Below are 26439 nucleotides of genomic sequence, written 5' to 3'. Positions count from 1 at the left end.
GCGCCGGCACCCCGACGCATATCAGGCGAGCCCCAGCGCCCCGCGGATACCGGGTGAGAGCTGGGCCGCCAGATAGACCAGATAGGCCCCCAGGAAGATGCCGGATTCCCGGCGTCCGATGCGCCAGCCGGTCCAGGCGAAGAAGAGCAGCAGAACGGTGGCTGCGGCCATCGCCCAGAGATCCAGTGCCAGCACCTCGGGCGGAATCGGGATCGGCTTGACCAGGGCGGTTACGCCGGCGATGCCCAGGATGTTGAAAATATTGCTGCCGATGACGTTGCCGAAGGCGACGTCGCCATGGCGGCGGATCGCGGCCATCACCGAGGTGACCAGTTCGGGCAGCGAGGTGCCGATCGCGACCAGGGTGAGCCCGATGACGGCTTCCGACATGCCGAATTCGCGGGCGATCTCCACCGCCGACCCCACCAGGAAGTCGGCCCCGAGCATGACGCCCGCGATACCGATCGCGGTGATCAGCAGCCCCTTGGGCAGGCTCATGGCCTTCACCTGCGGCTCGTCCGAAACGAAATCCGCCTCGGCTGCATGCATGCGGGCTGCAGCGTCGTTGCTTCGCCGGTCGGAGATGTAGCTGAACAGCGTGTAGCCGGCGAGGCCGACTAGAAAGATCACGCCGGCAATCCGGCCAAGCTCGCCACCCAGGCAGGCGACGATGAAGGCGATGGTGGCGAGCGCGAGCGCGGTACCGTCGCGGCGGAAGGCGGACGGGTTCACGACCACCGGCAGGATCAGCCCAGAGACGCCGAGGATCAGCAGGATGTTGGCAAGGTTGCTGCCAACCACATTGCCGATCGCAATGCCCGGCGCGCCTGCAAGGGCGGCCTGAAGGCTGGCGACCAGTTCAGGGGTCGAGGTGCCGAAACCGACCAGCGTCAGGCCGATCACCATGGGAGAGATGCCGAGACGGGTGGCGGTACCGACGGCGCCGCGCACCAGCAGTTCGCCACCCAGGAACAGAAGTCCAAGGCCGGCAGCGAGCAGAAGATAGGTCATGCGGTCTCCGGTCGAGAGGGAGGCCGGACGTGGCCGGTGCGAATGTCGGTGACACGGCCGGAATATTCAAGGGCCCCCCAATTCAGGGGGCAGACGTGCCCTGCCATTCAGCTTCATGTGTTGAAGGCGCAAGCGCCTTGCCGGGTGCCTCGACGCCAAGTGGCGGTAAACATATTCATCGACAGCCCGAGGGGGTGTCGGCAGGCGGTGCCGCGCGCGCTCGTCTGCGATGCCGGCGCGTCCGGGCCCATGGAGTACGACGATCATGGCGGATGTGGCCGCGAACACGAGCACCACGGCGAATTTCGCCGTCGGGGCCAACAGCATGCAGTATTCCGGGCGGTTCGAGACCGCGGGCGATGTGGACTGGATCCGCCTCAGCCTGGCCGCGGGAACGGTGTATCGCTTTTACGGGTCCGCACAGACCGACGCCAACCCGGATGCCGGCGACATTCTGATGTATCTGCGCCGGCCCGACGGCACCCATATCCTCTCCGACGGCGAGGACGGGGTCGGCCTCAATGCCTACTTCGAATATGTGCCGGCGACCTCGGGGACGTATTATCTGGCGGTCGCGGAGTACGAAGAGGTACCGGGAACCTATGACGTGACCGTCCTGTCCTTTTCCGGTGCCCAGTCGGCAGCCTCGCCGGATCAGTTTCTGACCAGCGGTGGTGACAGCGCCGTCTCGTCCGGTAGCGATGCAGTCCGGATCGCCGGGCAGGGCAACGACTATCAGAACAATTTCTTCCGTATCCTCGGCGAACAGGGCAACGACTCACTCTGGGGCGATGATCGCGTCAACGTCATCTCCGGAGGTTTGGGAGATGACGTGGTGTTCGGCCGTGGCGGTTCCGATGAGATATGGGGGGGCCCGGGCAATGATCTTCTGAACGGGGATGGCGGCAACGATCAGATCTATGCCGATGCAGGGGACGACGAGGTCAATGGTGGCGAGGGCGATGACTATCTTGCCGGCCATCTGGGTGAAGACACGCTCAGGGGCGGGAACGGGTACGATCTGTTGACCGGTGGCGCCGATGATGACCGATTGGACGGCGGGGCGCTCGACGATCAGCTCTATGGCGATGACGGCGACGATTTCCTGATCCCCGGCACCGGAAATGACGATGTGGAAGGTGGCCCCGGCGTCGATCTGATCTATTACGGCGACAACCCGGGAGCAATGTACGTAGACCTGGCCCAGGGGGTCGCCACCGATACGACGGGCAAGATTGATGAACTGACCGGGATTGAGGCGGTCTGGGGATCATCCTTCGCGGATACGATCCGGGGTAATGCGGCCGCCAACCGTCTGTTGGGGCAGAACGGCGACGATCTGCTGGAAGGCGGCGGTGGCGCGGACGTCTTCGTGTACACCAGCATCACCGACAGTGCCGGCGCAGCAGGGCGCGATACGATCGGCGATTTCAACCGCGCCGAGGGCGACCGGATTGATCTGACACGCATAGATGCCGATCCGGATGTCGCAGGCGTCCAGGCCTTCCGCTTCCTGGGCAACCAGGCCTTCGACGGCGCTGCAGGGGCCTTGACGGTTCAGGTTCTGACTGCGTCGACATCGCTGGTCCTCATCGATGTCGACGGAGATCTCGTCCGTGATATGGAGATCGTGGTGCGTGGCATCGGGGCGGGCGCCGCAGGAGATTTCGTGCTCTGACCCGAAACGGATGGCGGACGGCTCCTACCGTTCGCCATCCTCTGCCTGCCGCCGATCGGCGAAGGCGCGTGCCAGGGCACAAAACCCTTCCACCGACACCGTTTCGGCCCGGCGCGTCGGATCGATCCCGGCGGCGGCGAGCAGATCTTCGGCATTGCCCAGGGCCTTCAGGCTCTGACGCAGCATCTTGCGGCGCTGCCCGAAGGCAGTGGCGGTTACGGTGGACAGCGCCTTCAACTCTGCGGGGGCGAGCGGCTCGGGGCGGGTCTCGAAGACCAGCACGGTGGAGGTCACCTTGGGTGGGGGTGTGAAGGCACGCGGGCCGATATCGAAGCCCTTGTAGATGCTGAAGCGCCATTGTGCCAACACCGACAGCCGGCCGTAATCCTTGCCGCCCGGACGGGCGGTCAGCCGGTCTGCGACCTCCTTCTGGTACATCAGCACCATGCCGGCGATGCGTTCCGGCCGCTCGGCCCATTGAACGGTCAGCTGCGTGGAGATGTTGTACGGCAGGTTCGAGGCGATCCAACAGCGCCCGTCGTCGCCGACCGCGTCGAGCAGGCTTCCGGGATCCATCGCCAGGGCATCGGCTTCGATAATGGAAAAGCGGCCGGGACAGGCATCGATCAACGGCTGCAGTGCCTGGACGGCACGGCCGTCGCGTTCAATCGCGATCACGCGGGCGGCGGGGCCGGCGAGCAGGCCGCGGGTCAGGCCGCCCGGCCCGGGGCCGACTTCAATGACGGTGCGACCGGCAACCCCGTTCTCACCCTCTGCCAGCTTTGCGATCCGGCGGGTGAGGTTGAGGTCGAGAAGGAAGTGCTGACCCAGCGATTTTCGCGCGTCGAGGCCCGCGGCCGCGATCACATCCCTGAGCGGGGGCAGGGCGTCGAGCGCCGATGTCGTATCGCGCACCGCAGCGGTGTCGGCCGGAGGCGTGGAGGTCATGAGGGCTCTGTAATTCAGGCAGAAGGGGAGATACGGGCCCGCGCGGCAGCCATGGTGCCGGCAAGGCGGATGGCGGCGGTCAGGCTGTCGACACGGGCCGTGCCACGGCCTGCAAGATCGAGCGCCGTACCGTGATCGGGTGAGGTTCGCACGATCGGCAGGCCCAGCGTCACATTGACGCCGCCATGGAAGTCCAGGGTCTTGGCCGGGATCAGCACCTGATCGTGATACATGCCCAGAACCGCGTCATAGCCCGCCCGGGCCTCTTCGTGAAAGAGGGTATCGGCCGGCAGCGGCCCCCGGGCGTCGATGCCGGCTGCCTTCAGCCGCTCGATCGCCGGGGCGACGATCTCGATATCCTCCCGGCCAAGCGTGCCGTCTTCGCCCGCATGCGGGTTGACGCCGGCAAGGGCGAGCCGAGGCCGGGCGATGCCGAAATCCCGGTGCAGGGCCTCGGCGGTGATGGTGGCGGTCTCGACGATCAGATCAGGCGTCAGCAAGGCCACCGCCCGGACCAGGGCCTCGTGAATGGTCACAGGCACGACCCGGATGGCCGGGCTTGCGATCATCATCACCGGCCGCATGCCGCCACCACACCGGGCGGCGAGGTATTCGGTATGGCCGGGATAGGGAAAGCCCGCGTCGTAGAGGGTCTTCTTCTGGATCGGATTGGTGACCACGCCATCGACCGCGCCCGCCATGGCGAGGTCGACAGCGCGGTCGAGTGCCTCGACCACTGCGCCGGCATGGGCGGGATCAGGGCGCCCCGGGGTGGCAGGCGAGGGAAGTCGGACGGGCAGAACCGGCAGGGCGTCCTCGAAAGCCGTCAGGGCGTCGCTGGCCGACGCAATCTCGCGGATCGGCACCTGCCATCCAAGCTTGCGTGCAATCCCGGCCAGCCGGTCGGGATCGTCGAGGGCAAGGAAGGCCGGCAGGGCCAGATCCGCCCGGCGCATCCAGGCGGCGAGGGTCAGCTCGCCGCCGATACCGGCCGGCTCTCCCATGGTGACGGCCAGGGGCCGCCTTGGGGCATCATCAGACGCGGACATCGATGAAGGCCTGGCGGCGAAGGTCGTGCAGATGGCGCTGGGCCATCGTGTCGAGCCGCTGGCGGATCAGCGCCTCGCGAATGGTATCGCGGTCCGGAAGCCCGGCGATGTCGCCACTGCGGTCGCAGACCACGAACACGCGCACCATGCCACCACCGGTAATCGGCCCGGAAACCTCGCCGGGGCCCAGATTGATCACCGCCTGACGCAGCGCCGGCGCCAGATCACCGACCTTCAGCCGACCGAGATCGGTGGTCGGATCCGCGCCCAGATCCCTGGCGATGCCGTCCACGGCCTCGCAGGAGGCGAGATCGGCCGTGGCCGCCTGCAGCCGCTCGGTGGCGGCACGCTGGGCCGCCGGGTCGTCGCCGGTTTCAAGCGCGATCTGTTTCAGCGCGATTTCGATCTGCGAGGCGTCGCCGCCCGTCACCTTGCGGGTGTCGGCGACCGCCACGATGTGATAGCCCTCGGGCGTGCGGATCGGCGTCGAGACGGTGCCGGCCTGCGCATTGGCAAGGAAGGCATCGATCTCCGGCGCCAGCTGACCGGGCAGAACCCAGCCGACATCACCCGACTGCTGGGCGGTGACGCCGTCAGAAAACTCGCGGGCCAGCGCCGTGAAGGGCGCGCCCGCCTTCAGCTGTTCAAGCAGCCGCTCGGCATTCTGGCGCACCTCGGCCTCGCGCTGCGGGTCGGGCACGCTCAACACGATTTCAAGCACGCGGTATTCGGTCTGGCCGGCATTGGCGCGGATGCGATCCAGCACCGCATTGATTTCATCCTCGCCGACCACGATCCGCGGCCGCACCTCGCGGGCCACCACCTTCTCCCACGCGATTTCCGAGCGCAGACGGTCGATCACCGTGGAGGGCACAATGCCCTGTGCCCGCAACCCCTGTTCCAGGGTGCCGGCCGCGAAGTTGTTGCGGGTTTCGATCTGCGCCTCAGCTCGCGACAGTTCATCGGCGGTGACGTTCAGGCCCAGCCGGCGAGCCGCCTGCAGCTGCAGGCGTTCGTCGATCAGCTGGCGGAGAATCTGCGGGGCCAGGCGCTGACGGGTCTGCTGATCATCCGGCAACTGAGAGGTCTTGATGACCATGTCCATCCGGGCAGTCAGATCGAACACCGAGACGATATCGTCATTGACGACGGCCGCGACCCGGCCCGCCGTCTGCGCGAGCGCCGTGCCGGGCCCTGTCGCCACCACCCCGCACAATGCGGTGGTACCGGCGAAGGCGGCCAGGAGCAGAATGCGCAAGGGCTTCATCGAACGTCCTCTGTGCTCGTTCGTGTGCATGTCAGTAGGTTCCGCCCAGGGTGCGCAGCACCACCCGGACCAGCACATCGGTGGAAGGCTGGATGTCCCGGTCGCGCGAGAAGCTGCGCCGGACTTCGGAAACGATGTAGAGGCAGTTGTCGAGATCGACGGCGAAGCCTGCGCCGTGGTCGATCGAGCGGTCATTCTCCAGATCGCGGCGCAGACTTCCGAAGATCTTGAAATCGTCGGTGATATCGTAGCCTGCACTGAAATAGATTTCTTCACGATCGGAATAATCGTCCGTGACCTCACGCTCATCAGCACGGAGGAGGGTATAGGAAAGGTCGAAGCTTGCGCGATCGACAATCCATGCAGCCCCCAGGTCCGTGCGCCGAGGCTCCAGCGTGTCCTTGTCAAAGCGGAAACGATAGTAGAGATCAAGGTTCGGATCAGGAGTCACAACCACCCGCCCCACATAATCCGAAACCTTGTCTTCCAGGCCGCTGCCTGGTGCAAAAGTGTCGTCGGCTTTGGCGCGGACCGACTGCCCGATCAGGCCGGTAATCTGGCCGCCGTCACCCGTGTAATGGCCGACGCGGAGACCGTAACTCAGCCGCGGCCCGCTTTCCACACGGTCATATCCCGAGAAGCGCTGGGTAGAGAACAGGTTGGTCTCGTCGAATTCGAAGTCGCGACTGTCCTCGTTCGGGATCTTCCACGAGTTTCCGCCGTAAGGGCTGATCACACCCATCACGATCGGTTCGATCATCTGTCGCGTTTCGCCGTCAGAGCGAACCATCGGCAGGCGCCAGTCCAGCGCGATCTCAGGAAGTACCCGGCCGGCGGTGCCGCTGTAGCTGCGGCCTGAATCCGTCACGTCGTCAACGACATAGCCGTCTCCGCGCATATTGGCAGTCAGCGTATAGACGCCGCCTTCACCGCCGATGTAGCTACGGTTCCATCCACCCCCGACGGTCATTCTATAGCTGTCGGTACCGTCCTGACGCGAGAGGCCTGCGAAACTTGAATCCAGTCGCCATTGTCCCCCGAGCGGCCCCATGCCCGGCGCGCCCAGGCGGCTCCACTGTGCCATCGGCAAAGCGACGGGAAGCTGTGACTGCCTTTGAGTGCTCCGCAGGCCCTGGAACCAGTATCCCGCGATCTGCGCATAGTCGCGCCCGTTCAGTTCTTCGGCATACAGCGTCGATGTCAGGGTCTCGCGGTTGGTGATATCATAAACGCGAAGGACTGTATCGTCCCCTGCCCAGATACCATCAAATCCCCAACGCCAGGTGTCGTTCAGATCAAAACGTCCCCGGCCAGCGATATAGCCGCGGACGTTATCCTTCGCGACATCATCTGTTGCATCGGCAATCATGCCTTCGAGCGAGAATGCACCGTTGTCCAGAGCCCGCCTGTACTCGGCACTCAGTCCACCCCCCTGATCGGTTGTCCACATCGGGGTCAGCGTGGCATCCGCCGTCGGGTCGATCACGATATGATAGGGGATGTCGAGGCGACTGCCGAGCGTGCTGTTGGACCTGTAGGTCGGTGCAAGCACGCCGGTGCGACGGTCCACCGTGGGATCCGGGTGGCTGAAATAGGGCGTATACGCGATCGGTACCCCCAACAACTCCACCGTGGCATCACGATAGACGATGTCCCGGGTCTGCTCGTCGTGGGTAACGGTATCGGCTTTGATCTGCCAGAGCGCAGGCCTGTCCGGTTTGTCTTCACAAAGTTCGCAGGCGGTGTAGGACGCTTTGTCCATCCTTGTGAAACGGCCCTCGCGCGTGCTGCCGGCAGCGACGAGCAGGCTCTGGTTGGAAAGTCGCGCCTTCAGGTCGCGGGCGATGCCCTTGGCCAGCCCCTCGTCCAGCTGAGCATAGCTCGCAAACAGGACCGATCCGTCGGATTCAACCATCGCGACGTTGCCCTGTGCCGTCACGATGCCATCACGCCGATTATAGGTCAGGCTGTCGGCACGGACGATGCGCTCGCCCTGTGCGACCTCGACATTGCCACGCGCGATCACGATCTCCAGCTCGCGCGCATACTCCACCTCATCCGCCTGAAGCAGGATCGGCTCGTCGGAGGCAAGAGAGGGCAGGGCCTGGGCGCGGGCCGGATCAGGCAGGGCGCTCAACACGACGACGGCGGCTGCGGCCAGAAGATCGGCGCGCAGGCGATCGAGCGTGGAGCGGCGGCGAGTGGAAGCAGGTCCGGCGACCAAGGCTAGCCGTCCTCCAGATGCAACAGGGTCGCTATGCCGAACAGCGCCGCAACGCCGGCCGGAGTCCAGGCGGCCAGCACCACCGGCAGGCCTCCGGATTGGCCGAGAGCATAGACCACGCCCGTGAGGAAATACAGCAGGAAGCCGGTGAAGACACCGCCGGCAATGGTGATGCCGGCACCGCCCCTGCGGGTGAAACGCAGACCGAAAGTTGCCGAGATGATGACCATGGCCATCATCAGCAATGGCAGGGCCAGGACCGAGTGCCAGTAGAGCCGATGCTGCAGCGCACTAAAGCCCGCATCCCTGAGCTGCGCGATGAAGCCCGGCAGCGCCCAGAACGACATGGTTTCGGGATTGGCGAAGCTGTCCAGGATCTGCTCGCGCGTCATCTGGGTCGCCTGTTCCAGGCTGTCGACCCGTTCCGGCACCTGGTCGGGTGCCGAAACGATCGCGTTCTCGATGTGCCAGACCTGATTGCCCAACGTCGCACGGGCGGCGTCGATCCGGTCGCGGAAGGTCTCGTCCTGCCCGTAGCGGAAGATCGTGACATTGCCGAGATCGGTGCCCGCGGCGGCCATGCGGGTGGCGTGGATGACCACCGGTGCGCCGTCCAGCCGCTCGCGCAGCCACAACCCGCCGGGGCCGACCGACAGAAGACTGCTGTGGCCGCCGATATATCGGGCATCGAGCGATTCGTATCTGGAAGTCATCATGGCGGCGAGAGGATTGAAAATGGCGACCAGGAACGCCCCCAGCAGCAGGGCCACCCCGACGGGCGGCGCCATGAACTGCCAGACGGACACACCAGCCGCCCGCGCCACCACCAGTTCGTTCGTGCGGGTGAGTCGCGAGAAGGTGATCATGCCCCCGATCAGCACCGCGAAAGGGGCGATCTTCTGCAACTGAAACGGGTTTTTCAGGATCGCCATCCCGATCAGCGTCGTGACCGGTACATCGTCCCCGGCGGCACGGCGCAGCAGTTCGATGAGGTCGACCACCAGCACCAGACCCATGACCACGGCAAGCACCAGCCCGACCGAATTCAGCATATGGCGGGCAAGATAGAGGCTGAGTGTGGTGGACACATGCCGGCGCGGGGTCGAAGGGGCCCGGCCTGCCCGCACGCGGCCGGCATTGGATGATGGTTGCGTCATGCCCGGGCCTCCTCAGCCGTCCCGTCAGGGGCCTGGGGCGGAATCCGCCGAAGATGGCGCCCCAGCATGAGCCAGAGGGCGATGGCTGCGGCGCCGAAAATCGAGAGGTAAAGCGGGATGGCGGCAAGCGGCGCCGTGACGATCGCCGAGGTCAGCATGATACCGGCGAGCTGTACGGCAATCATCGCCGCCGCGGCCACCGCCACCCTGGCCCATCTGCTCCGTCGGGAAAATTCGCCGGCAAGCAGGGGGCCGAGGGCAATCAGGGTGAAGGCGAGATTGTAGAGCGGCCAGGCCAGGCGCTGATGCAGCTCGCTGCGCAACTCGCCGCGGAACTTATCTGAAATCCCGGCCTCGGGGTTCAGAAGCTGCGACAGATAACGCTCGCGTCGGTCCGGTGCACCGGGGGCCGCATCGCCCGCAACCAGTGCCAGGTCGACGGTGTAGCGGTCGAAATAGAGAAAGCTGACCCGCCCGTCGGGGCTGCGTTCCTGCCGGTTGCCGTCGACCAGCACGATCCGCTGGCCGGTATCGGTGGCGACCAGGCCGCCCCTTGCCGCCATCATCGTGACCGGGGCGGCCTTGTTGCGCTCGTCCTGCACAAGAATGCCCGCCAGTTCGCCCGAGGGCAGGCGCTCGCGGACGAAGACCGTCAGCCCCGGCACCGGCGAATTGAACCGCCCTTCCTGGAGCAGCACGGCGGCCACATCGCTGCGGATCGAGATCTGGAGTTCGCGGAAATCCCGGGTGAAGGTCGGGACGATGTAGAGCGACAGCAGATACCCGATCAGGGTGAAGACCCCGGCCAGCATCATCGCCGGCCGGATCAGCGCCCATGGCCCCAGGCCGGCGGCCCGCAGCACCACCAGTTCCCGGTCCGAGATCAGCCGGGAATAGACCGTCACCACCGCGCAGAACAGGGCGATCGGCATGATGATGGTCAGGAAAGTGGGCAGCAGCAGAATGGTGAGCTGAACGAAGACCAGTGCCGAAAGACCGCGGTTGACGATCAGATCCAGGAAGCGCACCGACTGCGTCAGCCAGACCACCGCGGCAAGGCCTGCGGTGATGGCGAGCGCCGGCAGCAGCAGCTGTCTGAACAGATAGCGGGTGGCAAGCGGCATGTAACCCGGCATGGAACCCCTGGGCTGGGAAGCGGCTTCACCGTCCATCCCCGGGCGATAACCGGGTGCGGCGAGAGATGCGGAACGGGCGGGGCGTGATATGTCCTGCGGCAGGATGCAGAGACACCGCCCGCCGGGCGCAACTTATCTTGGCCGACGCCCAGGGTCCAGTGCCCGCCTTCGGGGAGGGCCGTATCGGATATGCGTCACCGGTCTTCTGCCGGAGGGACACACCGCCTATATTGCCCGGAGGCACCCGTTGGAGAGCGGTCCGCACCAGGATCACCTTCAGGCGTGTCCGAGCCATGCACAGGAACCCGGAGAGGCAGGCATGACCATCAGCTTCGCGACGTCGTCGATTCCAGCCGACGGCACACTCGTTCTTCCCGTCTCCGAAGGTCGGGCGCTGACGCCCGCGGGGCAGGCGGTCGACGAGGCGACCGGCGGCGCGCTGGGCCGGGCCATGGCGGCCGCCCGTTTCGAAGGCAAGGCCGAGCAGCAGGCCGTCGTGCTGGCGCCACATGGCGTGGGGCTCGATCGGGTCGTCCTGCTCGGCATCGGCAAGGCCGGAGAGTTCGATGCGCTGAAGGCGCTGAAGCTCGGGGGCAGGGCGGTGCGCTCGGCCGCCGGCGCTGCGGCGATCGCCGTCGATATTTCCGGGCTCGACGGAGATCAGGCGGCGCTTGCGGCCGAGGTCGCGCTGGGCGCCCGGTTGCGCGCCTGGCGGTTCGACCGCTATCGCAGCAAGAAGGAGGGTGACGACGCCCCGGTCGATCCGGCGGTGACGGTGATGAGCGGCGCCGGTGCCGAGGCTGCCGGGGCGTTCGAGGCCCGCAATGCCGCCGGCGACGGTGTCGATTTCACCCGTGAGCTGATCTCGGAACCCGCCAACGTCCTCACGCCCCGCAATTTCATGGAGCGGCTGAAGGATCTGGCCCGGCTCGGCATCGATGTCGAGGTGCTGGATCGCGACCGCATGGCGGCGCTGGGTATGAACGCCCTGCTGGGCGTGGCTCAGGGCAGCGTCAACGAGCCCTATCTGGTGATCATGCGCTGGACCGGCCGCGAGGACGACGGCGATCCGGTGGCCTTTGTCGGCAAGGGCGTGTGCTTCGACAGCGGCGGCATCTCGATCAAGCCCGCGGGCGGCATGGAAGAGATGAAGTGGGATATGGGCGGCGCCGGTATCGTCGCCGGCCTGCTTCGCACGCTTGCCCAGCGCAAGGCGCGGGTGAATGTGGTGGGCGTGGTCGGCCTGGTCGAGAACATGCCGTCCGGGACCGCACAGCGGCCCGGCGACGTGGTGACCTCGCTCTCCGGCCAGACCATCGAGGTCATCAACACCGATGCCGAGGGCCGGCTGGTGCTGGCCGATGCGCTGGCCTATACCCGCGATCGCTTCAAGCCGTCCGCCATCGTCGATCTGGCGACCCTGACCGGGGCGATCATCGTGGCGCTGGGCACCTATAATGCGGGGCTGTTCGCCAATGACGATGGCCTGGCGAACGCCCTGCTCTCCGCCTCGGCCGCGACCGGCGAGGGGCTGTGGCGCCTGCCGCTGTCGGACGCCTATGACAAGGACATCAATTCCGACATTGCCGACATGAAGAATGTCGGCAAGGGACGGGATGGCGGCAGCATCACCGCGGCGCAGTTCCTGAAGCGGTTCGTGGGCGACACGCCCTGGGCGCATCTCGACGTGGCCGGCGTGGTCTGGGGCAAGGGTGACACCGATCTGGGGCCCAAGGGGGCCACGGGTTACGGCGTGCGCCTGCTCGACCGCCTGGTCGCCGACCGCTTCGAAGCCGGCGCGTGAGCGGCGGCGGAGAGGCGATGTCCGCCGATGCCGAGGCAACGCCCGCCGGGGTGGAGATCGCCTTTTATCATCTGACCGCGACCCCGCTCGAGCAGGCGCTTCCCGCGCTGCTCGAACGGGTGCTCGCCCGCGACTGGCGGGCGGTGCTGCGGGCGGGATCGGCGGAGCGGGTGAAGGCCCTGGACAGTCTGCTCTGGACCTATGATCCGGACAGCTTCCTGCCGCATGGCAGCCAGGGCGATCCCCTGCCGGAACGCCAGCCCGTCTGGCTGACGGCGGGGGATGATCTGCCCAATGATCCCCAGGTCCTTGTCCTGGTGGATGGCATGGATCATCCGGATCCGTCGGGTTTTGTCCGGGTGCTCGATCTCTTCGACGGACGGGACGACCTGGCGGTTGCGGCGGCACGCGACCGCTGGCGGGCCCGCAAGGCCCGGGGGTTCGCCCTGACCTACTGGCGCCAGCGGCCGGATGGCCGCTGGGAACGGGCCCCCTGATTGCGTGGCCGTCAGCCGGTCCGGTGGAGCGGCAGATCGATTCTGAAGCGGCTGCCGGCATCGGTGGTTTCCCACCAGATCAGCCCGCCATGACGCTCCACCACCGCCCGGGTGACCGCCAGACCGAAACCGATATCGCCCGGGCGTCGGGGTGGCGCCGACCGGTTCCCCGCCGGGCGGGGCATCGTCTCCATTGCCAGATTGGCGGCGCCGGGCTGTTCCACCGACATCCGGACCCGGTGATCATTCAGGCCCCAGGCCAGCCGGACGGCGGTGCGGCTTCCGATTCGCGGCTGCGGCCCCGCAACCTGATCGACGACGCCCAGCAGAGCCTGGGCAAGACGTTCCGGGTCCATCATCACCGTGGTGGCCTCTGCATGGCCCGTCTCATCGGTGGGGCCGCTGACGGTCAGCCCGACATGAGGCAGATCGCGGGCCCGGTGGGAGATGGTGGCCAGCAGATCCACCAGCCTTACCGGCTGACGTGCCAGGGTGAAGCTCCCACTTTCCAGACGCTCCACATCGACCAGCCCGTCGATGACCGACGTCAGGCGATCGGCATTGCGCGAGGCCATCGCAAGCAGCGCAGTCAGTTGCGGGGGGACATCGCCGCCGACCCCGCTGTTTGCCAGGCGTAATGCACCGAGCAACGCCGTCGTCGGTGTGCGCAGTTCGTGAGCCGCAGCCGCGATGAAGGCGGCCTTCAGCTTGTGGACGCGGTGGATTTCGCTGACATCGCGGATCAGGGCGATCACACCCCCGAAGCCGGCCGATGTTTCCCTGAGTGCGACGAAGGTCGCCTCGCCATCGCGGCCGGTGGGGCTGAAGCTCCCGTCGGGGCCGGGACGGGCGATCGGGAAGGCGCGCTCTGCGGTTTCGCAGCCGGACAGTTCGTCGAGCAGGGCACGGGTCATCTGCTCCGCATCTGACGGACGGAGCAGCAGCCCGATGGGTCGCCCTTCTATGGCCGCCGCCGACACGCCGTAAAGCTGTTCCGCCGCCGGGCTGACATCCATGATCCGGCCATCGGCATCGGCCAGCACCACACCATCCGTGAGGTGTTTGAACACCAGGGCCTGACGATGCCGTGCGTGTTCGGCGGCGACCAGATCCGTGACGTCGGCAACGGTCACGGCGCGCCCGCCATCGCTGCCGACACGAACTCTGAGCCGCAGCCAGCGCTCGTCGGCCAGCCTGACATCCAGGGCCGGAAGCAGCGCGCGTCCGGGTTCCGGCAGGCTGTCCAATACATGAAGCAGGCGTCGATGTGCGGTTTCCGGGTCGGCCGCACTGGCGGCCAGAGCGGCGGCCAGCAGCCCCGAGGGCTGGCCGCGGTGGACGGATGCCATGGTGCGGGGCAGATGGCTGCGCAGCCGTTCATTGGCAACGGTCACGCGGCCATTGCGGTCGATGTGCAGAAAGCCGTCGGACATGGCTTCGATGGCATCGCGCAGTCGCCCGCGGCTTGCGCGGAGCCTGAGCTGCATGATCACCGACAACAGAGCGAGGCCCGTGACCGAGACCACGACCCCCGTCGCCGACAGCATGCTCATCGTCTGCAATGTCTGAAGTTCGGCGCGGGCCGCCATGCGGGCTTCGGCGGTCTTTTCTTCGATCCTCGGCAGCAGCCCTGCGAGCCGGGCGGCGATCGGGCGCAGTTCCCGGACCACCTCGCCAGGATCTGCCGTGCTGTCTGCCCGGCGAAGTGTGGCGCGCAGCGTGTCCAGGACCGGCCCGCCATCCGGCAGGGCGCGGACGATTGCGCCCATGCCGGTGCCGTCGATGGCGATCGTCAGCTCTCGGATATGATCGAGCCTGTTGCGCGTGATATCGGGCTCGTCGGGGACTGTCCGGTCCGCCGACGGCAGCCCCGCCACCACGGCCAGAATCGTGCGCTCAAGATCACGGAGGGCGATCGCGGCACGCGGAAGATCGCCCGATGCCGCCGTGATGACGCCGCGGACCATCTCGTTGCTGCGCACGAGCCCCACGGCAAACAGCAGCAGGGCCGCGAGCATGAGCCCGACCGCTACTGGCTTCAGCCAGACGATCACGGCGTCGACGGCGATCGGCGATCGTCTCCCGGCGCTTCGATGATCAGGTGCAGGGCGCGCTGCGGCGCCCGGCCGGTCTTCGGTCATGACAGCTTTCCGTCCGCGACCACATGCAGGCGCCTGCCGGCATGTGTCGTGGTGGGGGCGGTGGTGATGACCGAAGGGATAAGCAAGTCCCGCGCCATGATCGTTCGGGCTGTGGCGATCTCAGCGCGGGCCGATGCCTATTGCAGGCGCCACACGCCGTCCAGGTGCCGCCAGCGTGCAGGCGCTGCCAGTGTTGAGTTGGCAACTGTTACCGAGTGAATACGGCCATCAATCTCGCGGGTCCAGAAATCCAGGAACAAGCGCAACTTCGGAAACCGGGGCGCGATGTCCAGGAACTGCCAGACAAAACTCTGAAGGACTGTCGGATGATCCGGCATGTGATAGAGAATCTCCGCAGTGGTGATGCGATTGTCGCGCAGGATAGCCTCAATCTCTTTCATGACAGCACTCCTTACGGGTGGAAGCATGCGAATTGAGCGGGGATCATCTGGATTATTTAGGATCGTCTCGCTGATGTGTTCAAGATGAAAAATACGGAGTGAAGTCCGAAGACGAGGTCTTCCGATTATTGGCACTCGACGCCGGTTGCTGCTGATATGCCAGGAGTGAATAACGGCAGTCGAGAACCGTTATGACGTCTTGATGCAAAACGCGATGCATTCTGCAGTGCATGGGGTTGCGTCTCAGTCGCAGTCTGCAACGCAAAATCCACCCGTCGCGTCATCGACGCGTTTCGGGTGCGAACAGGCAGGCGCGGCAGGCGGCGTGGGCCGGCCTGCGCGTGGTGACGGCGATCGGATTGCGGAGGAGGGGATGCCGTCAGCGCGGCATCTGTCTTCTCAGGCGTCGGCCAATGCTTCGGCTTCCGCCGTCTCATAGGCTTCTGCAGCGGCAAGCCAGCGCTCTTCGGCGGCTTCGAGGTCGGCGTCGACCTTGCCCTTGGCCCGGGTCGCCTCAGCCACCTTGGCCTGTGGCCCGTCATAGAGCTTCGGGTCGGCCAGGATGGCGGCAAGACGGTCGCGTTCGCGGGTCAGCTTCTCGACCTCTGCTTCCGCTTTCCGGACCACATCCTTGAGCGGCTTCAGCTTTTCGCGCCGCTCTGCGGCGGCGCGGCGCTGGTCGCGACGTGTCGCCCTGGCGTCGGCGTCACCGGCAACACCACCCCGGTCGGGGGTGGCGCGGGCGGTTTCCAGCAGCAGGCGCCGATAGTCGTCGAGATCGCCCTCATAGGGGCGGCACCGGCCGTCGGCAACCAGCCAGAGGCGCTCGGCGGCAAGTTCGACCATGCGCCGGTCATGGGCGATGAAGACGACGGCGCCGGAATAGTCGTTCACGGCCTCGATCAGCGCATCGCGCGCCTCGATGTCGAGATGGTTGGTCGGCTCGTCCAGCAGCAGCAGATGTGGCGCATCGCGGGTGACGAGGGCAAAGAGCAGCCGGGCCTTTTCTCCGCCCGACAGCTGTTCCACCGGCGTATCGCCCCGCGCCTGGGTCAGGCCGAATCGGCCCAGATGCGCCCGCACCTTGCTCTCATGCTGATCGGCCATCACCCGGCGCATATGCTGGAAGGCGGTTTCGCCCGGGATCAGCTCGTCGGCCTGATGCTGGGCGAAATAGCCGATTCTGAGCTTCGACGGCCGCACCATGCGGCCTGCACGCGGTTCCAGCCGGCCGGCAAGCAGCTTCATCAGCGTCGATTTGCCGTTGCCGTTGGCGCCCAGCAGGGCGATACGGTCGTCCTGGTCGATGCGCAGATTGATGCCTTTGAGCACCGGCGGCGCATCGCCATAGCCCAGCGTCACGTCGTCGATGGCGATCAGCGGCGGCGCCAGGGTCTCGGGCGAGGGAAAGGAGAAAGCAACCTCATAGGCGGGCGGCGGCGCGTCGGCCGAGCCCAGGCGCTCCAGCGCCTTCACCCGACTTTGCGCCTGGGCGGCCTTGGTCGCCTTGGCGCGGAATCGGTCGATGAAGGCCTGCAGTTTTTTCCGCTCGGCTTCCACGCGCTGGGCAGATTTTGCCGCGTGCTCGCGCCGCTCGGCGCGCTGGCGCAGGAACTGGTCGAAATTGCCGCGATAGGACACCAGACGCCCGCCCTCGACATGGGCGATGCGGTCGGTGACCGCGTTCAGCAGGTCGCGGTCGTGGCTGACCACCACCAGCGTGCCCGGCCATGCGGCAAGATGGCTTTCAAGCCAGATCGTCGCTTCAAGGTCGAGGTGGTTGGTCGGCTCGTCGAGCAGCAGAATGTCGGCATTGGCGAACAGCGTGCGGGCGAGCGCGATGCGCATGCGCCAGCCGCCGGAAAAGCTTGAACAGGCCGCAGTCTGCATCGCCTCGTCGAAGCCGAGGCCCGAGAGGATGCGTGCTGCGCGCGCCGGGGCGGCATGGGCACCGATTTCGGCCAGCCGGGCATGGATTTCCGCCTGGGCCATGCCGTCATGGGTTGCTTCGGCCTCGGCCAGACGCGTGAGCAGGCGTGCCCGTTCGACATCGGCGCCCAGCACATGTTCGACCGCACTGTCTGGCCCGCCTGGCGCTTCCTGGGCGACGGAGGCCATGCGCGCACCGGGGCGCAGCTCCACCGATCCCGCATCGGGGGAGATCTCGCCACGGATCAGGCGCAGCAGCGTCGACTTGCCGGCACCGTTCGGGCCGACGAGGCCGACCTTCTGGCCTTCGGAAATGGCGATGGTCGCGCCGTCGAACAGCGGCCGACCCTCGATGCGATAGACGAGATCGTTGATGTGCAGCATGGGCGATGACATAGCATGGGCCGCGAGGGCTGTCATCCGCTCCCGGATGAGGGGGGCGCCTGCACTTCGCCGTCATGGAGCGGCGGTTGCCCCGGACCGGGGAAACCGTTATAAGCCGGCTCGATCGCGGCATGCCGATACGCGCCCGGCGACGGGCTGATCGGGGTGGCCGCGGAGACCCGTCGGCGCCCGGGATGTCCCCGCGGCACCGCTTCCTTCCGCTTCCGAGAGACGAGTTCGAGACATGGCCACCGAGCGCACCCTGTCGATCATTAAGCCCGACGCCACCCGCCGCAACCTGACCGGTCAGATCAATGCCCGTTTCGAGGCGAAGGGCCTGCGCATCGTCGCCCAGAAGCGCCTGCAGCTGACCAAGGCTCAGGCCGAGGGCTTCTATGCCGTGCACAGCGAGCGCCCCTTCTTCAACGACCTCGTCGCCTTCATGATCTCGGGCCCGGTCGTGGTCCAGGTGCTCGAGGGTGAAAACGCCGTTGCCGCCAACCGCGAGATCATGGGCGCCACCAACCCGGCCAATGCCGCCGAGGGCACCATCCGCAAGGACTTCGCCGAGTCGATCGAGGCGAACTCGGTGCATGGCTCGGATTCGGCCGAGAATGCGGCGATCGAGATCGCCTACTTCTTCGCCCAGACCGAGATCGTCGGCTGATCCGACGCCTTCGGGACGAACGAAAGGGCCGCGCGGTTTCAGCCGCGCGGCCCTTTTTGATTCCGATGCTGGTCCGGTGTCAGCCCAGGGCCGGCGGGGAGATCAGCACGGCATTGATCGCGACCGGATCAGTCCGATGTTCGACCCGCCCGGCTTCGCCCAGACGGACATCGCCAGCGGCGACCCAGCGCAGGGCCGCCGGATAGATCCGATGCTCGGCGGCATGAATGCGCTTTGCCAGCGCATCATGGTCGTCGCCCGGCAGGACCGGCACGGCGGCCTGAACCACGATCGGGCCGGCATCCATTTCGGGCACCACGTAATGCACCGTGACACCGGTGATGCGCACGCCGGCCGCCAGGGCATCGTCGATCGCGCGCGCCCCCTTGAAGGCCGGCAGGATCGAGGGGTGGATGTTCAGCATCCGCCCGGTCCAGGCCTCGACGAAGGGGGCGGTCAGGATGCGCATGAAGCCGGCGAGGCAGACCAGATCGATCCCGCGCGCCTCAAGCTCGGCCTGGAGTGCGGCATCGAAGGCAGCCCGGTCGGGGAAGGCCTTGTGATCGATGACGACCGCTTCGATGCCAGCCGCGGCGGCGCGCTCCAGCCCGTAGACGCCGGGCTTGTTGGAGATCACCAGCCGGATCCGGGCCGGGTGGTCCGGATCGGCGGCGACCGCATCGATCAATGCCTGAAGGTTGCTGCCCGATCCGGAGATCAGGACGGCGACGTCACGCTTGGCCATGCGGCCTCCATGTTCTCGATCGCAACCAGGGCCTCGCCCGCCGCACGCGGCACCAGACGGCCGATCACGGCTGCGTCCTCACCGGCAGCACCCAGGGCCGCGACCACGGCTTCTGCCTCGGCTGCAGCCACCACGACCACCATGCCGATGCCGCAATTGAAGGTCCGGGCCAGTTCATGCCCCGACAGCCCACCCGTTTCCGCCATCCAGCGGAACACCGGCGGCAGGGTCCAGCGGGCGGCATCCAGATCGGCGCCGACGCCTTCGGGCAGCACCCGCGGGATGTTCTCCAGCAGGCCGCCGCCGGTGATATGGGCCAGCGCCTTCACCCGGCCGGCCCGGATTTCCGGCATCAGCGCCTTCACATAGATCCGGGTGGGGGTGAGCAGGGCCTCGCCCAGGCTGGCGGCTGCGGTCTCGAACGGGGCCGGCGCGGCATAGTCGAAGCCGCCATCGGCGACCAGCTTGCGGACCAGCGAATAGCCGTTCGAATGCACGCCCGAGGACGCAAGCCCGATCACAACGTCGCCGGCACCGACATCGTCGCGCGGCAGCAGCGTGCCGCGCTCGGCGGCACCGACCGAGAAGCCGGCAAGGTCGTAATCCGATCCGGAATAGAGGCCGGGCATCTCGGCGGTCTCGCCGCCGACCAGCGCGCAGCCCGCCTGATCGCAGCCTTCGGCGATGCCCTCGATCACGTCGGCCGCAAGCGGCACCGACAGCTTGCCGGTGGCGAAATAGTCCAGGAAGAACAGCGGCTCGGCGCCCTGGACCACCAGGTCGTTCACGCACATGGCGACCAGATCGATGCCGATGGTGTCGTGACGGCCGACCGCCTCGGCGATCTTGAGCTTGGTGCCGACGCCATCGGTGGACGAGACCAGGATCGGATCCTTGAAACCCGCCGCCTTCAGGTCGAACAGCGCGCCGAAGCCGCCGATGCCGCCGGCAACGCCCGACCGCTTCGTGCGGGCGGCGGCAGGCTTGATCCGGTCGACCAGCGCATTGCCGGCGTCGATGTCGACGCCCGCATCGCGATAGCGGTCACGTGCCCCGGCGGGGGCGGCGGGGGTCTGTGCGGTGCGGTCGTCGCTCATCGAAGGCATCGCCTCTGAGTGTCGTGGTCCGGGGCAGCGGTCACGCGGCCGGTGCCGCGTGCTGCGGCAATCCCGTGTCGTGAAGCTGATTTCCGGGCGAGATGGTTTTCAGCGCGCCGGCTCTCGACTAGAGTTGCCGTCGAACAACAACGGCGGGCGGCCCGGCGGGCGGTCCGGCGCGGTGAACATACTGCAACGATCGGCGTTTGCAATGCTAGCAATGCAGCCAGGCCACGCTGTACCCGGCCTTTCCGCCTTCAATGGCGTCCGACCCGTGCTCCGGCGCCTTATGCCGGCATTCGCCGCCCTTGTGGTGGCGGTGCTGTGCCTGGCTGCGTCGGGGGCCGCCCTGGCGCAGAGCCGCGCCCAGGTCTATACCCAGGATGGTGTCGCGGTCGACGAGACCGCCGGCAATGCCAATGCGGCGCGCGAAAAGGCGCTTGCCGTGGGTCAGCGCAAGGCGCTGGACATGCTGCTCAGCGGCATGACCGATCCGCGCGACCATGGCCGGCTGCCGCAGCCGTCGGACGATCAGCTGCTTCGGCTGGTGCGTTCGATCGACGTGGCGAACGAGGCGGTGGCGCCGCAGCGCTATCGCGCCACTCTGACCGTGCGTTTCGATGCCGAGGGTGTACGCGGCCTGCTGCGCAATGCCGGCATCGCATTCGCGGCCGCCGATCAGGGGCTGTCGCTGGTGGTGCCGGTGATCCGCACCGATGGCGGCATCTACTGGGATGACGGCTGGTGGCGGGCGGCGTGGGAACAGGCTGTCGGCCGCGGCGGGCTCATCCCGATGCTGGTGCCGCTCGGCGATTTTGCCGACCGTCAGGCCCTGCCGGCCGACGGCGCCTCGCTCGCCGACGACGTGGCCAAGGGCGAGCTGGCGAAGCGCTACGATGCCGAGGGTGTCTGGGTGGCCGAGGCGCAGGTGACCGGCAGCCAGCTTCAGGGGCGGATGACCGCCGCCGACGGGACCGTCTACACCGCCAACGGCCAGATTGCCGGCGACAACGGTGTCGCGACGGCCGCCGAGGCGGTGGTGGCCCAGCTGCTGGATCAGGCGCGCAGCGGCTGGCGTGCGACCAACATCGTCGATTACAGCCGGCGTGAGCGCCTGGACGCGGTGGTGCGCTTCGCAAACCTGTCGGTCTGGGCCGAGATCCGCCGGCGGCTGGCCGCGCTCGCCATGATCGAAAAGGTCGAGGAGACGCTGCTCTCCAATGTCGGCGCCGAGATCACCATCCGGTATTACGGCGATCGCGAGGGGCTTCAGGCGGCCCTGACCCGGCAGAATCTGGCGCTGGTGCCGCTGGGGGTCGACTGGGAGCTGGTCGATCGCATCCGCAACCCCGATGCGGCCGTACAGCCCGTGCTGCCGCAGAACTCCGGCCTCGCCCCCTATGGCGGGGTGGCGCCGACCACCACCTCCACCTCGCCGGCGGCGGCGCCCGCCACCAACACCGGCACGCCGGCGGCCGGGACGTCCGGGCAGGGCGGCAGCGTGCCGCCGCGCACGGTGGGAACCGGCGGCTGAGCCATGGCCGCCGGCCTCCGCCAGCTGCCCAATCTGATCACCACCGCCCGGATCCTGATGGTGCCGGTGGTGATCTGGCTGATCCTGAAGGGCATGGTGGCCGAGGCCTTCTGGGTCTTCCTGTTCGCGGGCTTTTCCGACGGGCTGGACGGCTGGATCGCCAAGCGCTTCGACGCCCGGACAGAACTGGGCGCCTGGCTGGACCCGAACGCCGACAAACTGCTGATCGCCGGCACGTTCATCGCGCTCGGCTGGCAGAATCTGGTGCCGGCCTGGCTGGTGATGCTGGTCGCCTCGCGCGATGTGCTGATCATGGGGGCTGTGATGCTGGGCCAGACCATGGGCCAGCCCTTCGCCATCGCCCCTTCGCGGGCCAGCAAGATCAATACCGCCGCCCAGATCGGGTTGGCGCTGATGGTGATGGCCATGGCGGCGATGATATTGCCCGGCCATGGCCCGACCGACGAACGTCACTGGCGGACGGTGACGGAATTGCTGATGCTGGTGGTGGCAGCCACCACCCTGACATCCGGGGCGGGCTATCTGGGGCGCTGGCTGTCCCATGCCCGCACGCATGATCACGAGCCTCGCGACGACGCCGACGGCCGACCGCCGTCCTGACGATCCGAAGGGAGACCGGATGAGCCGTAGTGCACGCACCCTGTTCTGGGCCGCCTTCATCGTGGTGCTGATCGGCAGCCTGTGGCTGCTGGGGGGCGTGCTGCTGCCCTTCGTGGCGGGGCTTCTGGTTGCCTATTTCCTCGACCCCGTGGTCGATCGTATCGAACGTGCCGGTCTGGGCCGCATGGCCTCCACCTGGCTGGTGACGATCATGTTCTTCGGCGTGATCGTGGTCGGGATCGCCGTGCTCGCGCCCTATATCCAGACCAGGATCAGCGCCTTCATCGATAAGCTGCCGGATTACATCAAGGCGGTCCGCGAGGAGGTCCTGCCGCAGCTGGATCTGCTCTGGCGCCGGCTGCCGCCCGAAGTGGCGGATCGCATCCAGGCGATGTTCACCTCGGCCGAGGGGGAGGGCTCGCGCGCGGCAGGCATGATCGCCGATGTGCTCAAAGGCGTGATGAACTCGGTGATGTCGATCGCCAACCTGGTTTCGCTGATCCTGATCACCCCTGTGGTCAGCTTCTATCTGCTGCGCGATTGGGACGCGATGATGGCGCGCATCGACGGCTGGGTGCCGGTCACCGGCCGCGATGTGGTTCGCCGCCTGGCTCGCGACATGGATCGTGGCATTGCCGGTCTGGTCCGCGGTCAGACGCTGCTCTGCCTGATCCTGGGAACCTGGTATTCGCTCGGGCTGGTGACCATCGGGCTCGATCTGGCGGTCCCGGTCGGCATGGCGGCGGGCATTCTGTCCTTCGTGCCCTTCGTCGGCTTCATCAGCGGCTTCGCGCTGTCGGTCGGCTTCTCGCTGCTTCAGTTCGGCACCGACTGGCATGTGATTGCGGCGGGCGCGATCTTCCTGGCCGGGCAGGGGATCGAGACCCTGCTTCAGCCGCCGCTGGTCGGCAATCGTGTGGGACTGCACCCGGTCTGGATCATTTTCGCCCTGATGGTCGGCGGCGCTCTGTTCGGGCTGGTGGGTGTGCTTGTGGCCCTGCCGGCCGCGGTCTGTGTCGCGGTTGTGGTGCGCTATGCGCTGGAGCGGTATCTTGCCAGTGCGCTCTATGACCCGCGGCCGGCGGTCGATGCCACGGTCATCGATGCCACCGGCTCGCCGGATGCCTGCTCCACAGATGCCCCGGAGGCTGGTCGTTGACACGACGCCCCGCTCAACTGCCGTTGGACCTTGCGCTTCGCCCGGCACTCGGGCGGGAGGATTTCCTCGTGGCGCCGTCCAATGCCGAGGCGGTGGCGTGGCTGGACCGGTGGCCCGACTGGCCGGGGCCGGCACTGGCCATCCACGGGCCGGCCGGCTGCGGCAAGACCCATCTGGCCCGTGTGTGGCAGGCGATGAGCGGCGCCGTAGAGGTGGCGGCTGACCGGCTGACCGCCGACGCCGCACCCGTCGACCTGTCCGGCGGTGCCCGCGCGGTTCTGGTCGAAGATGTGGGCGAGGCGATTGCCTCAGGAGCGGACGAGACGGCGCTGTTCCATCTCTACAATCATCTGGCCGCCGCCGGTGGCACCCTGCTGCTGACCGGGGCCGAGCCGCCGGCCCGCTGGGCGCTGGCGCTGCCGGATCTTGCCTCCCGACTGCGGGCGGCCCCTGCGGTCAGGGTGGGGCCGCCGGATGATGCGCTGCTGAGCGCCGTGCTGGTCAAGCTGTTCACCGATCGCCAGCTCAGGGTCAGCGGCGAGGTGGTGCACTGGCTGACGCTGCACATGGAGCGGTCTTTCGATGCGGCCCGCCGGCTGGTCGATCAGCTCGATGCTGCGGCGCTGGCGGAGCGTCGCGGGATCACGGTGGCGCTGGCACGTGGTGTTCTCGGCATCCCGGCGCCACGGGTTCGTGGGCGGGGCCGGGTGGCAGGCGACGGATGATCCTGGGGCTCGACCATGTCATGATCCGCGTGCCGCAAATCGATGCGGCGGCCCGGCTTTATGCGCATATCCTGGACCAGGCGCCGGTCGTTGCCGATGACCACCTCGTCCGGTTCCGGATCGGCGATCTGGAGGTGCGGCTGGTCCGCGCCGAAACCGGCGTAGGGCATGGGGCGGCGGCGGAAGGCCTGGCCCATGCCGCCCTGGCGGTGTCGGATCTGGACCGGACCGCGCGCCTGATGTCGCGGCGCGGGCTTGCCGTCGATCATGGCACCGATGCCGTGGATGGCCGCCCGGTCGTGGTGCTGCGCAGCGGCACCGATCCGGCGCTCTGGCTTCTGGTCGAACAGGATCCGGCGCGTCCGGCAGCGGCGGGCAGCGTTATAGGGCTCGATCATCTGGTCGTGGCCAGTGATGATCCGGAACGGTCTCTGGCAATGCTCGGCGGTCGGCTGGGTCTGGATCTCAGGCTGGATCGTGCCAACCCCGCCTGGGGCGCGCGGATGCTGTTCTTCCGCTGCGGCGATGCGGTGGTCGAGGTCATCCACGAAACATCTGCTGCCGCACCACATCCGCCTGTGTCGGACCGGTTGTGGGGGCTGTGCTGGCGAGTGGCCGATATCGAGGCTACGCATCGGCATCTGGCTGCGGCGGGCATCGCGGTGACGGGGATCCGGACCGGTCGGCGGCCGGGGACCAGGGTCTTCACCCTGTCCGAGCCGCCGGCTGCGGTTCCGACCCTGATGCTTCAGGCCGATCGCTGATCGACCGACGCCGATCGACCAATGCCGATCAGTCTGCGGCGACGGCGTCTGATGCCGTGGCCGCATCATCGGCGGCACCCGGCTCGCCATCCTTGCGGGATTTGCGCTTGCGCCGCTTGCGGCGGGTGGCCTGCAGGACGGCTTCGTCACCCGACAGCGACAGCACGGCAATCGACCGGCCGCGGGCGCCGAGGGCGACCTCGCCGGCCAGAAGACGCAGGGCATCCTCGCCGAAGACCTCGTGCCGCCAACCCTTCAGGGCGGCGATCTGCGCTGCCGAACCGTCGAGCGCCAGGGTCTCCAGATCCTCCTGCGAGGCGATGAGCGTGCGGGCGACGCCGTGCTCTTCGCTCTTCATCTTGAGCAGGACCTTGAGCAGTTCGATGAGCGGCCCAAGGCCGCGCGGCAGTTCGCGCGGCGGCTCGCGATCGGGCAGGGCGTTGCGATTCTCGGCCAGCGCCCGCTCGATCGCCGTCAGCACCTCGTCGCCACCGGCACCCTCGGTCGCCCATTTGGGCAGGCCGCGCACCCGTTTCAGATCTTCCGCGCTACGGGGCTGGCTGGACGCCATCTCCAGCAGGGTCTCGTCTTTCGAGATGAAGGTCCGCGGCACATTGCGCGACTGGGCCTGACGCTCCCGCCAGGCGGCCAGCTCGCGCACCAGCCCCAGGAAGCGGCGATCCAGGCTGCGGGTGCGGATCCGCTCCCACGCCGCCTCGGGCCGGCTTTCATAGGTCTCGGGCGCGTTGAGCGTCGCCATCTCTTCGTCCAGCCACTCCTCGCGGCCGCTGTCTTCCAGCAGCTTCGCGAGCTTCAGATAGACGGTGCGCAGATGGGTGACGTCGGCCAGCGCATAGGCGATCTGCTTGGGCGTCAGCGGCCGGCGCGACCAGTCGGTGAAGCGCGACGACTTGTCGATCGACGCCTTCGCCAGCTTGTTGACCAGCGTTTCATAGCCGACGCTTTCACCGAAGCCGCAGACCATGGCGGCGACCTGGGTGTCGAACATCGGCCGCGGTACGTTGCCGAACAACAGCAGGAAGATCTCGACGTCCTGTCGGGCGGCGTGGAACACCTTCAGGACCGACGGATCGGCGAGCAGCTCCCCCAAGGGCGCGAGATCGATACCGTCGGCCAGCGGATCGACCGCGGCCGCCCGCTGCGCGCCGGCCAGCTGTACCAGGCACAGCTTGGGCCAGTAGGTCTTCTCGCGCATGAATTCGGTATCGACGGTCACGAAGGGCTCCGCCTTCAACTCGTCGACCAACTGCCGCAGCGACTGGGTATCGGTGATCATCTCTGTCATGATCCGTCTATAGCATGATTGCCCGCCCAGCCGCCACGGGCGACACACGTCACGTCACCTTCCGCGGCCTTCATGGCGCCCGCGCGAGGGATGCACGCAGGGGAATCGGGTGAAAGTTTTTAAGCTGCGATAAGGCTTGCGAGGAAGTCGTCGTCCCAAGCGGCGACCTTGCGTCGGAGGCGTAGGGAGTCCTTT

22 protein-coding genes are annotated in these 26439 nt (G+C 67.2%); 9 read left to right on the top strand and 13 right to left on the bottom strand.

The window, feature by feature from the left end:
- Window positions 1-21: 21 nt before the first annotated feature.
- Window positions 22-1011 carry a calcium/sodium antiporter gene (locus tag CMO28_RS23505; RefSeq protein ID WP_296717852.1) on the bottom strand — a complete coding sequence of 330 codons (990 nt, stop codon included), beginning with the start codon at window positions 1009-1011 and terminating at the stop codon, window positions 22-24.
- A 265-nt stretch (window positions 1012-1276) separates the two neighbouring features.
- On the opposite strand from CMO28_RS23505, the gene CMO28_RS23500 reads away from it, so the two are divergent.
- A complete protein-coding gene (locus tag CMO28_RS23500; protein ID WP_296717848.1) occupies window positions 1277-2689 on the top strand; it encodes a calcium-binding protein in 1413 nt (470 codons plus the stop codon).
- Between the two features lie 24 nt (window positions 2690-2713).
- Here the strand turns inward: CMO28_RS23500 and rsmA are convergent, their stop codons facing one another.
- Genes rsmA through lptF form a run of 6 tightly spaced genes read right to left on the bottom strand, consistent with a single transcriptional unit; the run spans window position 2714 to window position 10470 of the window.
- On the bottom strand, window positions 2714-3637 hold the full coding sequence (gene rsmA / locus CMO28_RS23495) for a 16S rRNA (adenine(1518)-N(6)/adenine(1519)-N(6))-dimethyltransferase RsmA (protein WP_296717844.1): 924 nt from the start codon (window positions 3635-3637) through the stop codon (window positions 2714-2716).
- A gap of 14 nt (window positions 3638-3651) precedes the next feature.
- Window positions 3652-4686, bottom strand: a complete 1035-nt coding sequence (gene pdxA / locus CMO28_RS23490) for a 4-hydroxythreonine-4-phosphate dehydrogenase PdxA (RefSeq protein ID WP_296717841.1) — start codon at window positions 4684-4686, stop codon at window positions 3652-3654.
- Window positions 4673-5953 (bottom strand): peptidylprolyl isomerase, encoded by a 1281-nt coding sequence (locus CMO28_RS23485; RefSeq protein ID WP_296717837.1) that lies wholly within the window; start codon window positions 5951-5953, stop codon window positions 4673-4675. Before CMO28_RS23485 ends, pdxA begins: the two co-directional genes overlap by 14 nt.
- A gap of 31 nt (window positions 5954-5984) precedes the next feature.
- Window positions 5985-8177, bottom strand: coding sequence for an LPS-assembly protein LptD (locus CMO28_RS23480; RefSeq protein WP_296717833.1), 2193 nt, complete (start codon window positions 8175-8177; stop codon window positions 5985-5987).
- A 2-nt stretch (window positions 8178-8179) separates the two neighbouring features.
- Window positions 8180-9334, bottom strand: a complete 1155-nt coding sequence (lptG, locus tag CMO28_RS23475; RefSeq protein WP_296717830.1) for an LPS export ABC transporter permease LptG — start codon at window positions 9332-9334, stop codon at window positions 8180-8182.
- Window positions 9331-10470, bottom strand: coding sequence for an LPS export ABC transporter permease LptF (gene lptF, locus CMO28_RS23470; protein WP_296717825.1), 1140 nt, complete (start codon window positions 10468-10470; stop codon window positions 9331-9333). Before lptF ends, lptG begins: the two co-directional genes overlap by 4 nt.
- Window positions 10471-10789: 319 nt before the next feature.
- Here lptF and CMO28_RS23465 point away from each other — a divergent pair, with 319 nt between their 5' ends.
- Window positions 10790-12274, top strand: a complete 1485-nt coding sequence (locus tag CMO28_RS23465) for a leucyl aminopeptidase (protein ID WP_062765197.1) — start codon at window positions 10790-10792, stop codon at window positions 12272-12274.
- 17 nt (window positions 12275-12291) lie between these two features.
- Window positions 12292-12771 (top strand): DNA polymerase III subunit chi, encoded by a 480-nt coding sequence (locus CMO28_RS23460; RefSeq protein ID WP_296717819.1) that lies wholly within the window; start codon window positions 12292-12294, stop codon window positions 12769-12771.
- Between the two features lie 11 nt (window positions 12772-12782).
- Here CMO28_RS23460 and CMO28_RS23455 read toward each other — a convergent pair whose 3' ends face one another.
- The 3 genes from CMO28_RS23455 to CMO28_RS23445 form a co-directional block, all read right to left on the bottom strand.
- Window positions 12783-14912, bottom strand: a complete 2130-nt coding sequence (locus tag CMO28_RS23455; protein ID WP_296717817.1) for a sensor histidine kinase — start codon at window positions 14910-14912, stop codon at window positions 12783-12785.
- 137 nt (window positions 14913-15049) lie between these two features.
- Window positions 15050-15313 carry an usg protein gene (locus CMO28_RS23450; protein WP_296717814.1) on the bottom strand — a complete coding sequence of 88 codons (264 nt, stop codon included), beginning with the start codon at window positions 15311-15313 and terminating at the stop codon, window positions 15050-15052.
- A 399-nt stretch (window positions 15314-15712) separates the two neighbouring features.
- Entirely contained in the window at window positions 15713-17626 is a 1914-nt protein-coding gene (locus tag CMO28_RS23445) for an ATP-binding cassette domain-containing protein (RefSeq protein WP_296718625.1), read from the bottom strand.
- A gap of 244 nt (window positions 17627-17870) precedes the next feature.
- Between CMO28_RS23445 and ndk the strand changes: the two genes are divergently transcribed.
- On the top strand, window positions 17871-18293 hold the full coding sequence (ndk, locus tag CMO28_RS23440) for a nucleoside-diphosphate kinase (protein ID WP_014745359.1): 423 nt from the start codon (window positions 17871-17873) through the stop codon (window positions 18291-18293).
- Between the two features lie 79 nt (window positions 18294-18372).
- Here the strand turns inward: ndk and purN are convergent, their stop codons facing one another.
- A complete protein-coding gene (gene purN, locus CMO28_RS23435; RefSeq protein ID WP_296717807.1) occupies window positions 18373-19038 on the bottom strand; it encodes a phosphoribosylglycinamide formyltransferase in 666 nt (221 codons plus the stop codon).
- Complete coding sequence (purM, locus tag CMO28_RS23430; protein ID WP_296717803.1) at window positions 19011-20135, bottom strand: phosphoribosylformylglycinamidine cyclo-ligase; 1125 nt, start codon at window positions 20133-20135, stop codon at window positions 19011-19013. Before purM ends, purN begins: the two co-directional genes overlap by 28 nt.
- 289 nt (window positions 20136-20424) lie before the next feature.
- On the opposite strand from purM, the gene CMO28_RS23425 reads away from it, so the two are divergent.
- From CMO28_RS23425 to CMO28_RS23405, 5 genes are read left to right on the top strand one after another with little or no spacing between them, the layout of a single operon-like run.
- On the top strand, window positions 20425-21669 hold the full coding sequence (locus CMO28_RS23425) for a DUF2066 domain-containing protein (protein ID WP_296717801.1): 1245 nt from the start codon (window positions 20425-20427) through the stop codon (window positions 21667-21669).
- A gap of 3 nt (window positions 21670-21672) precedes the next feature.
- Window positions 21673-22290 carry a CDP-alcohol phosphatidyltransferase family protein gene (locus CMO28_RS23420; protein ID WP_296717798.1) on the top strand — a complete coding sequence of 206 codons (618 nt, stop codon included), beginning with the start codon at window positions 21673-21675 and terminating at the stop codon, window positions 22288-22290.
- A gap of 19 nt (window positions 22291-22309) precedes the next feature.
- A complete protein-coding gene (locus tag CMO28_RS23415) occupies window positions 22310-23449 on the top strand; it encodes an AI-2E family transporter (protein ID WP_062765175.1) in 1140 nt (379 codons plus the stop codon).
- Window positions 23446-24174 (top strand): HdaA/DnaA family protein, encoded by a 729-nt coding sequence (locus CMO28_RS23410; RefSeq protein ID WP_322107981.1) that lies wholly within the window; start codon window positions 23446-23448, stop codon window positions 24172-24174. Before CMO28_RS23415 ends, CMO28_RS23410 begins: the two co-directional genes overlap by 4 nt.
- Window positions 24171-24938, top strand: a complete 768-nt coding sequence (locus CMO28_RS23405; RefSeq protein WP_296717793.1) for a VOC family protein — start codon at window positions 24171-24173, stop codon at window positions 24936-24938. The genes CMO28_RS23410 and CMO28_RS23405 overlap by 4 nt, the downstream gene beginning before the upstream one ends.
- Window positions 24939-24966: 28 nt before the next feature.
- Here the strand turns inward: CMO28_RS23405 and rnd are convergent, their stop codons facing one another.
- Window positions 24967-26235 carry a ribonuclease D gene (gene rnd, locus CMO28_RS23400; RefSeq protein ID WP_062765169.1) on the bottom strand — a complete coding sequence of 423 codons (1269 nt, stop codon included), beginning with the start codon at window positions 26233-26235 and terminating at the stop codon, window positions 24967-24969.
- Between the last annotated feature and the right edge of the window lie 204 nt (window positions 26236-26439).

The sequence above is a fragment of the Tistrella sp. genome, from assembly GCF_002684955.1.
Lineage (GTDB): Bacteria > Pseudomonadota > Alphaproteobacteria > Tistrellales > Tistrellaceae > Tistrella > Tistrella mobilis.
The sequence above is the reverse complement of the archived record's forward strand: the minus strand, read 5'-3'. Positions and strand labels throughout refer to the sequence as shown.

What these genes read in the sequence shown, in the direction of transcription:
- CMO28_RS23505 (WP_296717852.1), bottom strand. Translation starts at nt 1,011, where the DNA reads ATGACCTATCTTCTGCTCGCTGCCGGCCTTGGACTTCTGTTCCTGGGT.
- CMO28_RS23450 (WP_296717814.1), bottom strand. Translation starts at nt 15,313, where the DNA reads ATGAAAGAGATTGAGGCTATCCTGCGCGACAATCGCATCACCACTGCG.
- CMO28_RS23455 (WP_296717817.1), bottom strand. Translation starts at nt 14,912, where the DNA reads ATGACCGAAGACCGGCCGGGCGCCGCAGCGCGCCCTGCACCTGATCAT.
- ndk (WP_014745359.1), top strand. Translation starts at nt 17,871, where the DNA reads ATGGCCACCGAGCGCACCCTGTCGATCATTAAGCCCGACGCCACCCGC.
- rnd (WP_062765169.1), bottom strand. Translation starts at nt 26,235, where the DNA reads ATGATCACCGATACCCAGTCGCTGCGGCAGTTGGTCGACGAGTTGAAG.
- CMO28_RS23465 (WP_062765197.1), top strand. Translation starts at nt 10,790, where the DNA reads ATGACCATCAGCTTCGCGACGTCGTCGATTCCAGCCGACGGCACACTC.
- CMO28_RS23405 (WP_296717793.1), top strand. Translation starts at nt 24,171, where the DNA reads ATGATCCTGGGGCTCGACCATGTCATGATCCGCGTGCCGCAAATCGAT.
- CMO28_RS23485 (WP_296717837.1), bottom strand. Translation starts at nt 5,953, where the DNA reads ATGAAGCCCTTGCGCATTCTGCTCCTGGCCGCCTTCGCCGGTACCACC.
- purN (WP_296717807.1), bottom strand. Translation starts at nt 19,038, where the DNA reads ATGGCCAAGCGTGACGTCGCCGTCCTGATCTCCGGATCGGGCAGCAAC.
- pdxA (WP_296717841.1), bottom strand. Translation starts at nt 4,686, where the DNA reads ATGTCCGCGTCTGATGATGCCCCAAGGCGGCCCCTGGCCGTCACCATG.
- CMO28_RS23425 (WP_296717801.1), top strand. Translation starts at nt 20,425, where the DNA reads ATGCCGGCATTCGCCGCCCTTGTGGTGGCGGTGCTGTGCCTGGCTGCG.
- rsmA (WP_296717844.1), bottom strand. Translation starts at nt 3,637, where the DNA reads ATGACCTCCACGCCTCCGGCCGACACCGCTGCGGTGCGCGATACGACA.
- CMO28_RS23415 (WP_062765175.1), top strand. Translation starts at nt 22,310, where the DNA reads ATGAGCCGTAGTGCACGCACCCTGTTCTGGGCCGCCTTCATCGTGGTG.
- lptG (WP_296717830.1), bottom strand. Translation starts at nt 9,334, where the DNA reads ATGACGCAACCATCATCCAATGCCGGCCGCGTGCGGGCAGGCCGGGCC.
- purM (WP_296717803.1), bottom strand. Translation starts at nt 20,135, where the DNA reads ATGAGCGACGACCGCACCGCACAGACCCCCGCCGCCCCCGCCGGGGCA.
- lptF (WP_296717825.1), bottom strand. Translation starts at nt 10,470, where the DNA reads ATGCCGGGTTACATGCCGCTTGCCACCCGCTATCTGTTCAGACAGCTG.
- CMO28_RS23445 (WP_296718625.1), bottom strand. Translation starts at nt 17,626, where the DNA reads ATGCTGCACATCAACGATCTCGTCTATCGCATCGAGGGTCGGCCGCTG.
- CMO28_RS23460 (WP_296717819.1), top strand. Translation starts at nt 12,292, where the DNA reads ATGTCCGCCGATGCCGAGGCAACGCCCGCCGGGGTGGAGATCGCCTTT.
- CMO28_RS23500 (WP_296717848.1), top strand. Translation starts at nt 1,277, where the DNA reads ATGGCGGATGTGGCCGCGAACACGAGCACCACGGCGAATTTCGCCGTC.
- CMO28_RS23420 (WP_296717798.1), top strand. Translation starts at nt 21,673, where the DNA reads ATGGCCGCCGGCCTCCGCCAGCTGCCCAATCTGATCACCACCGCCCGG.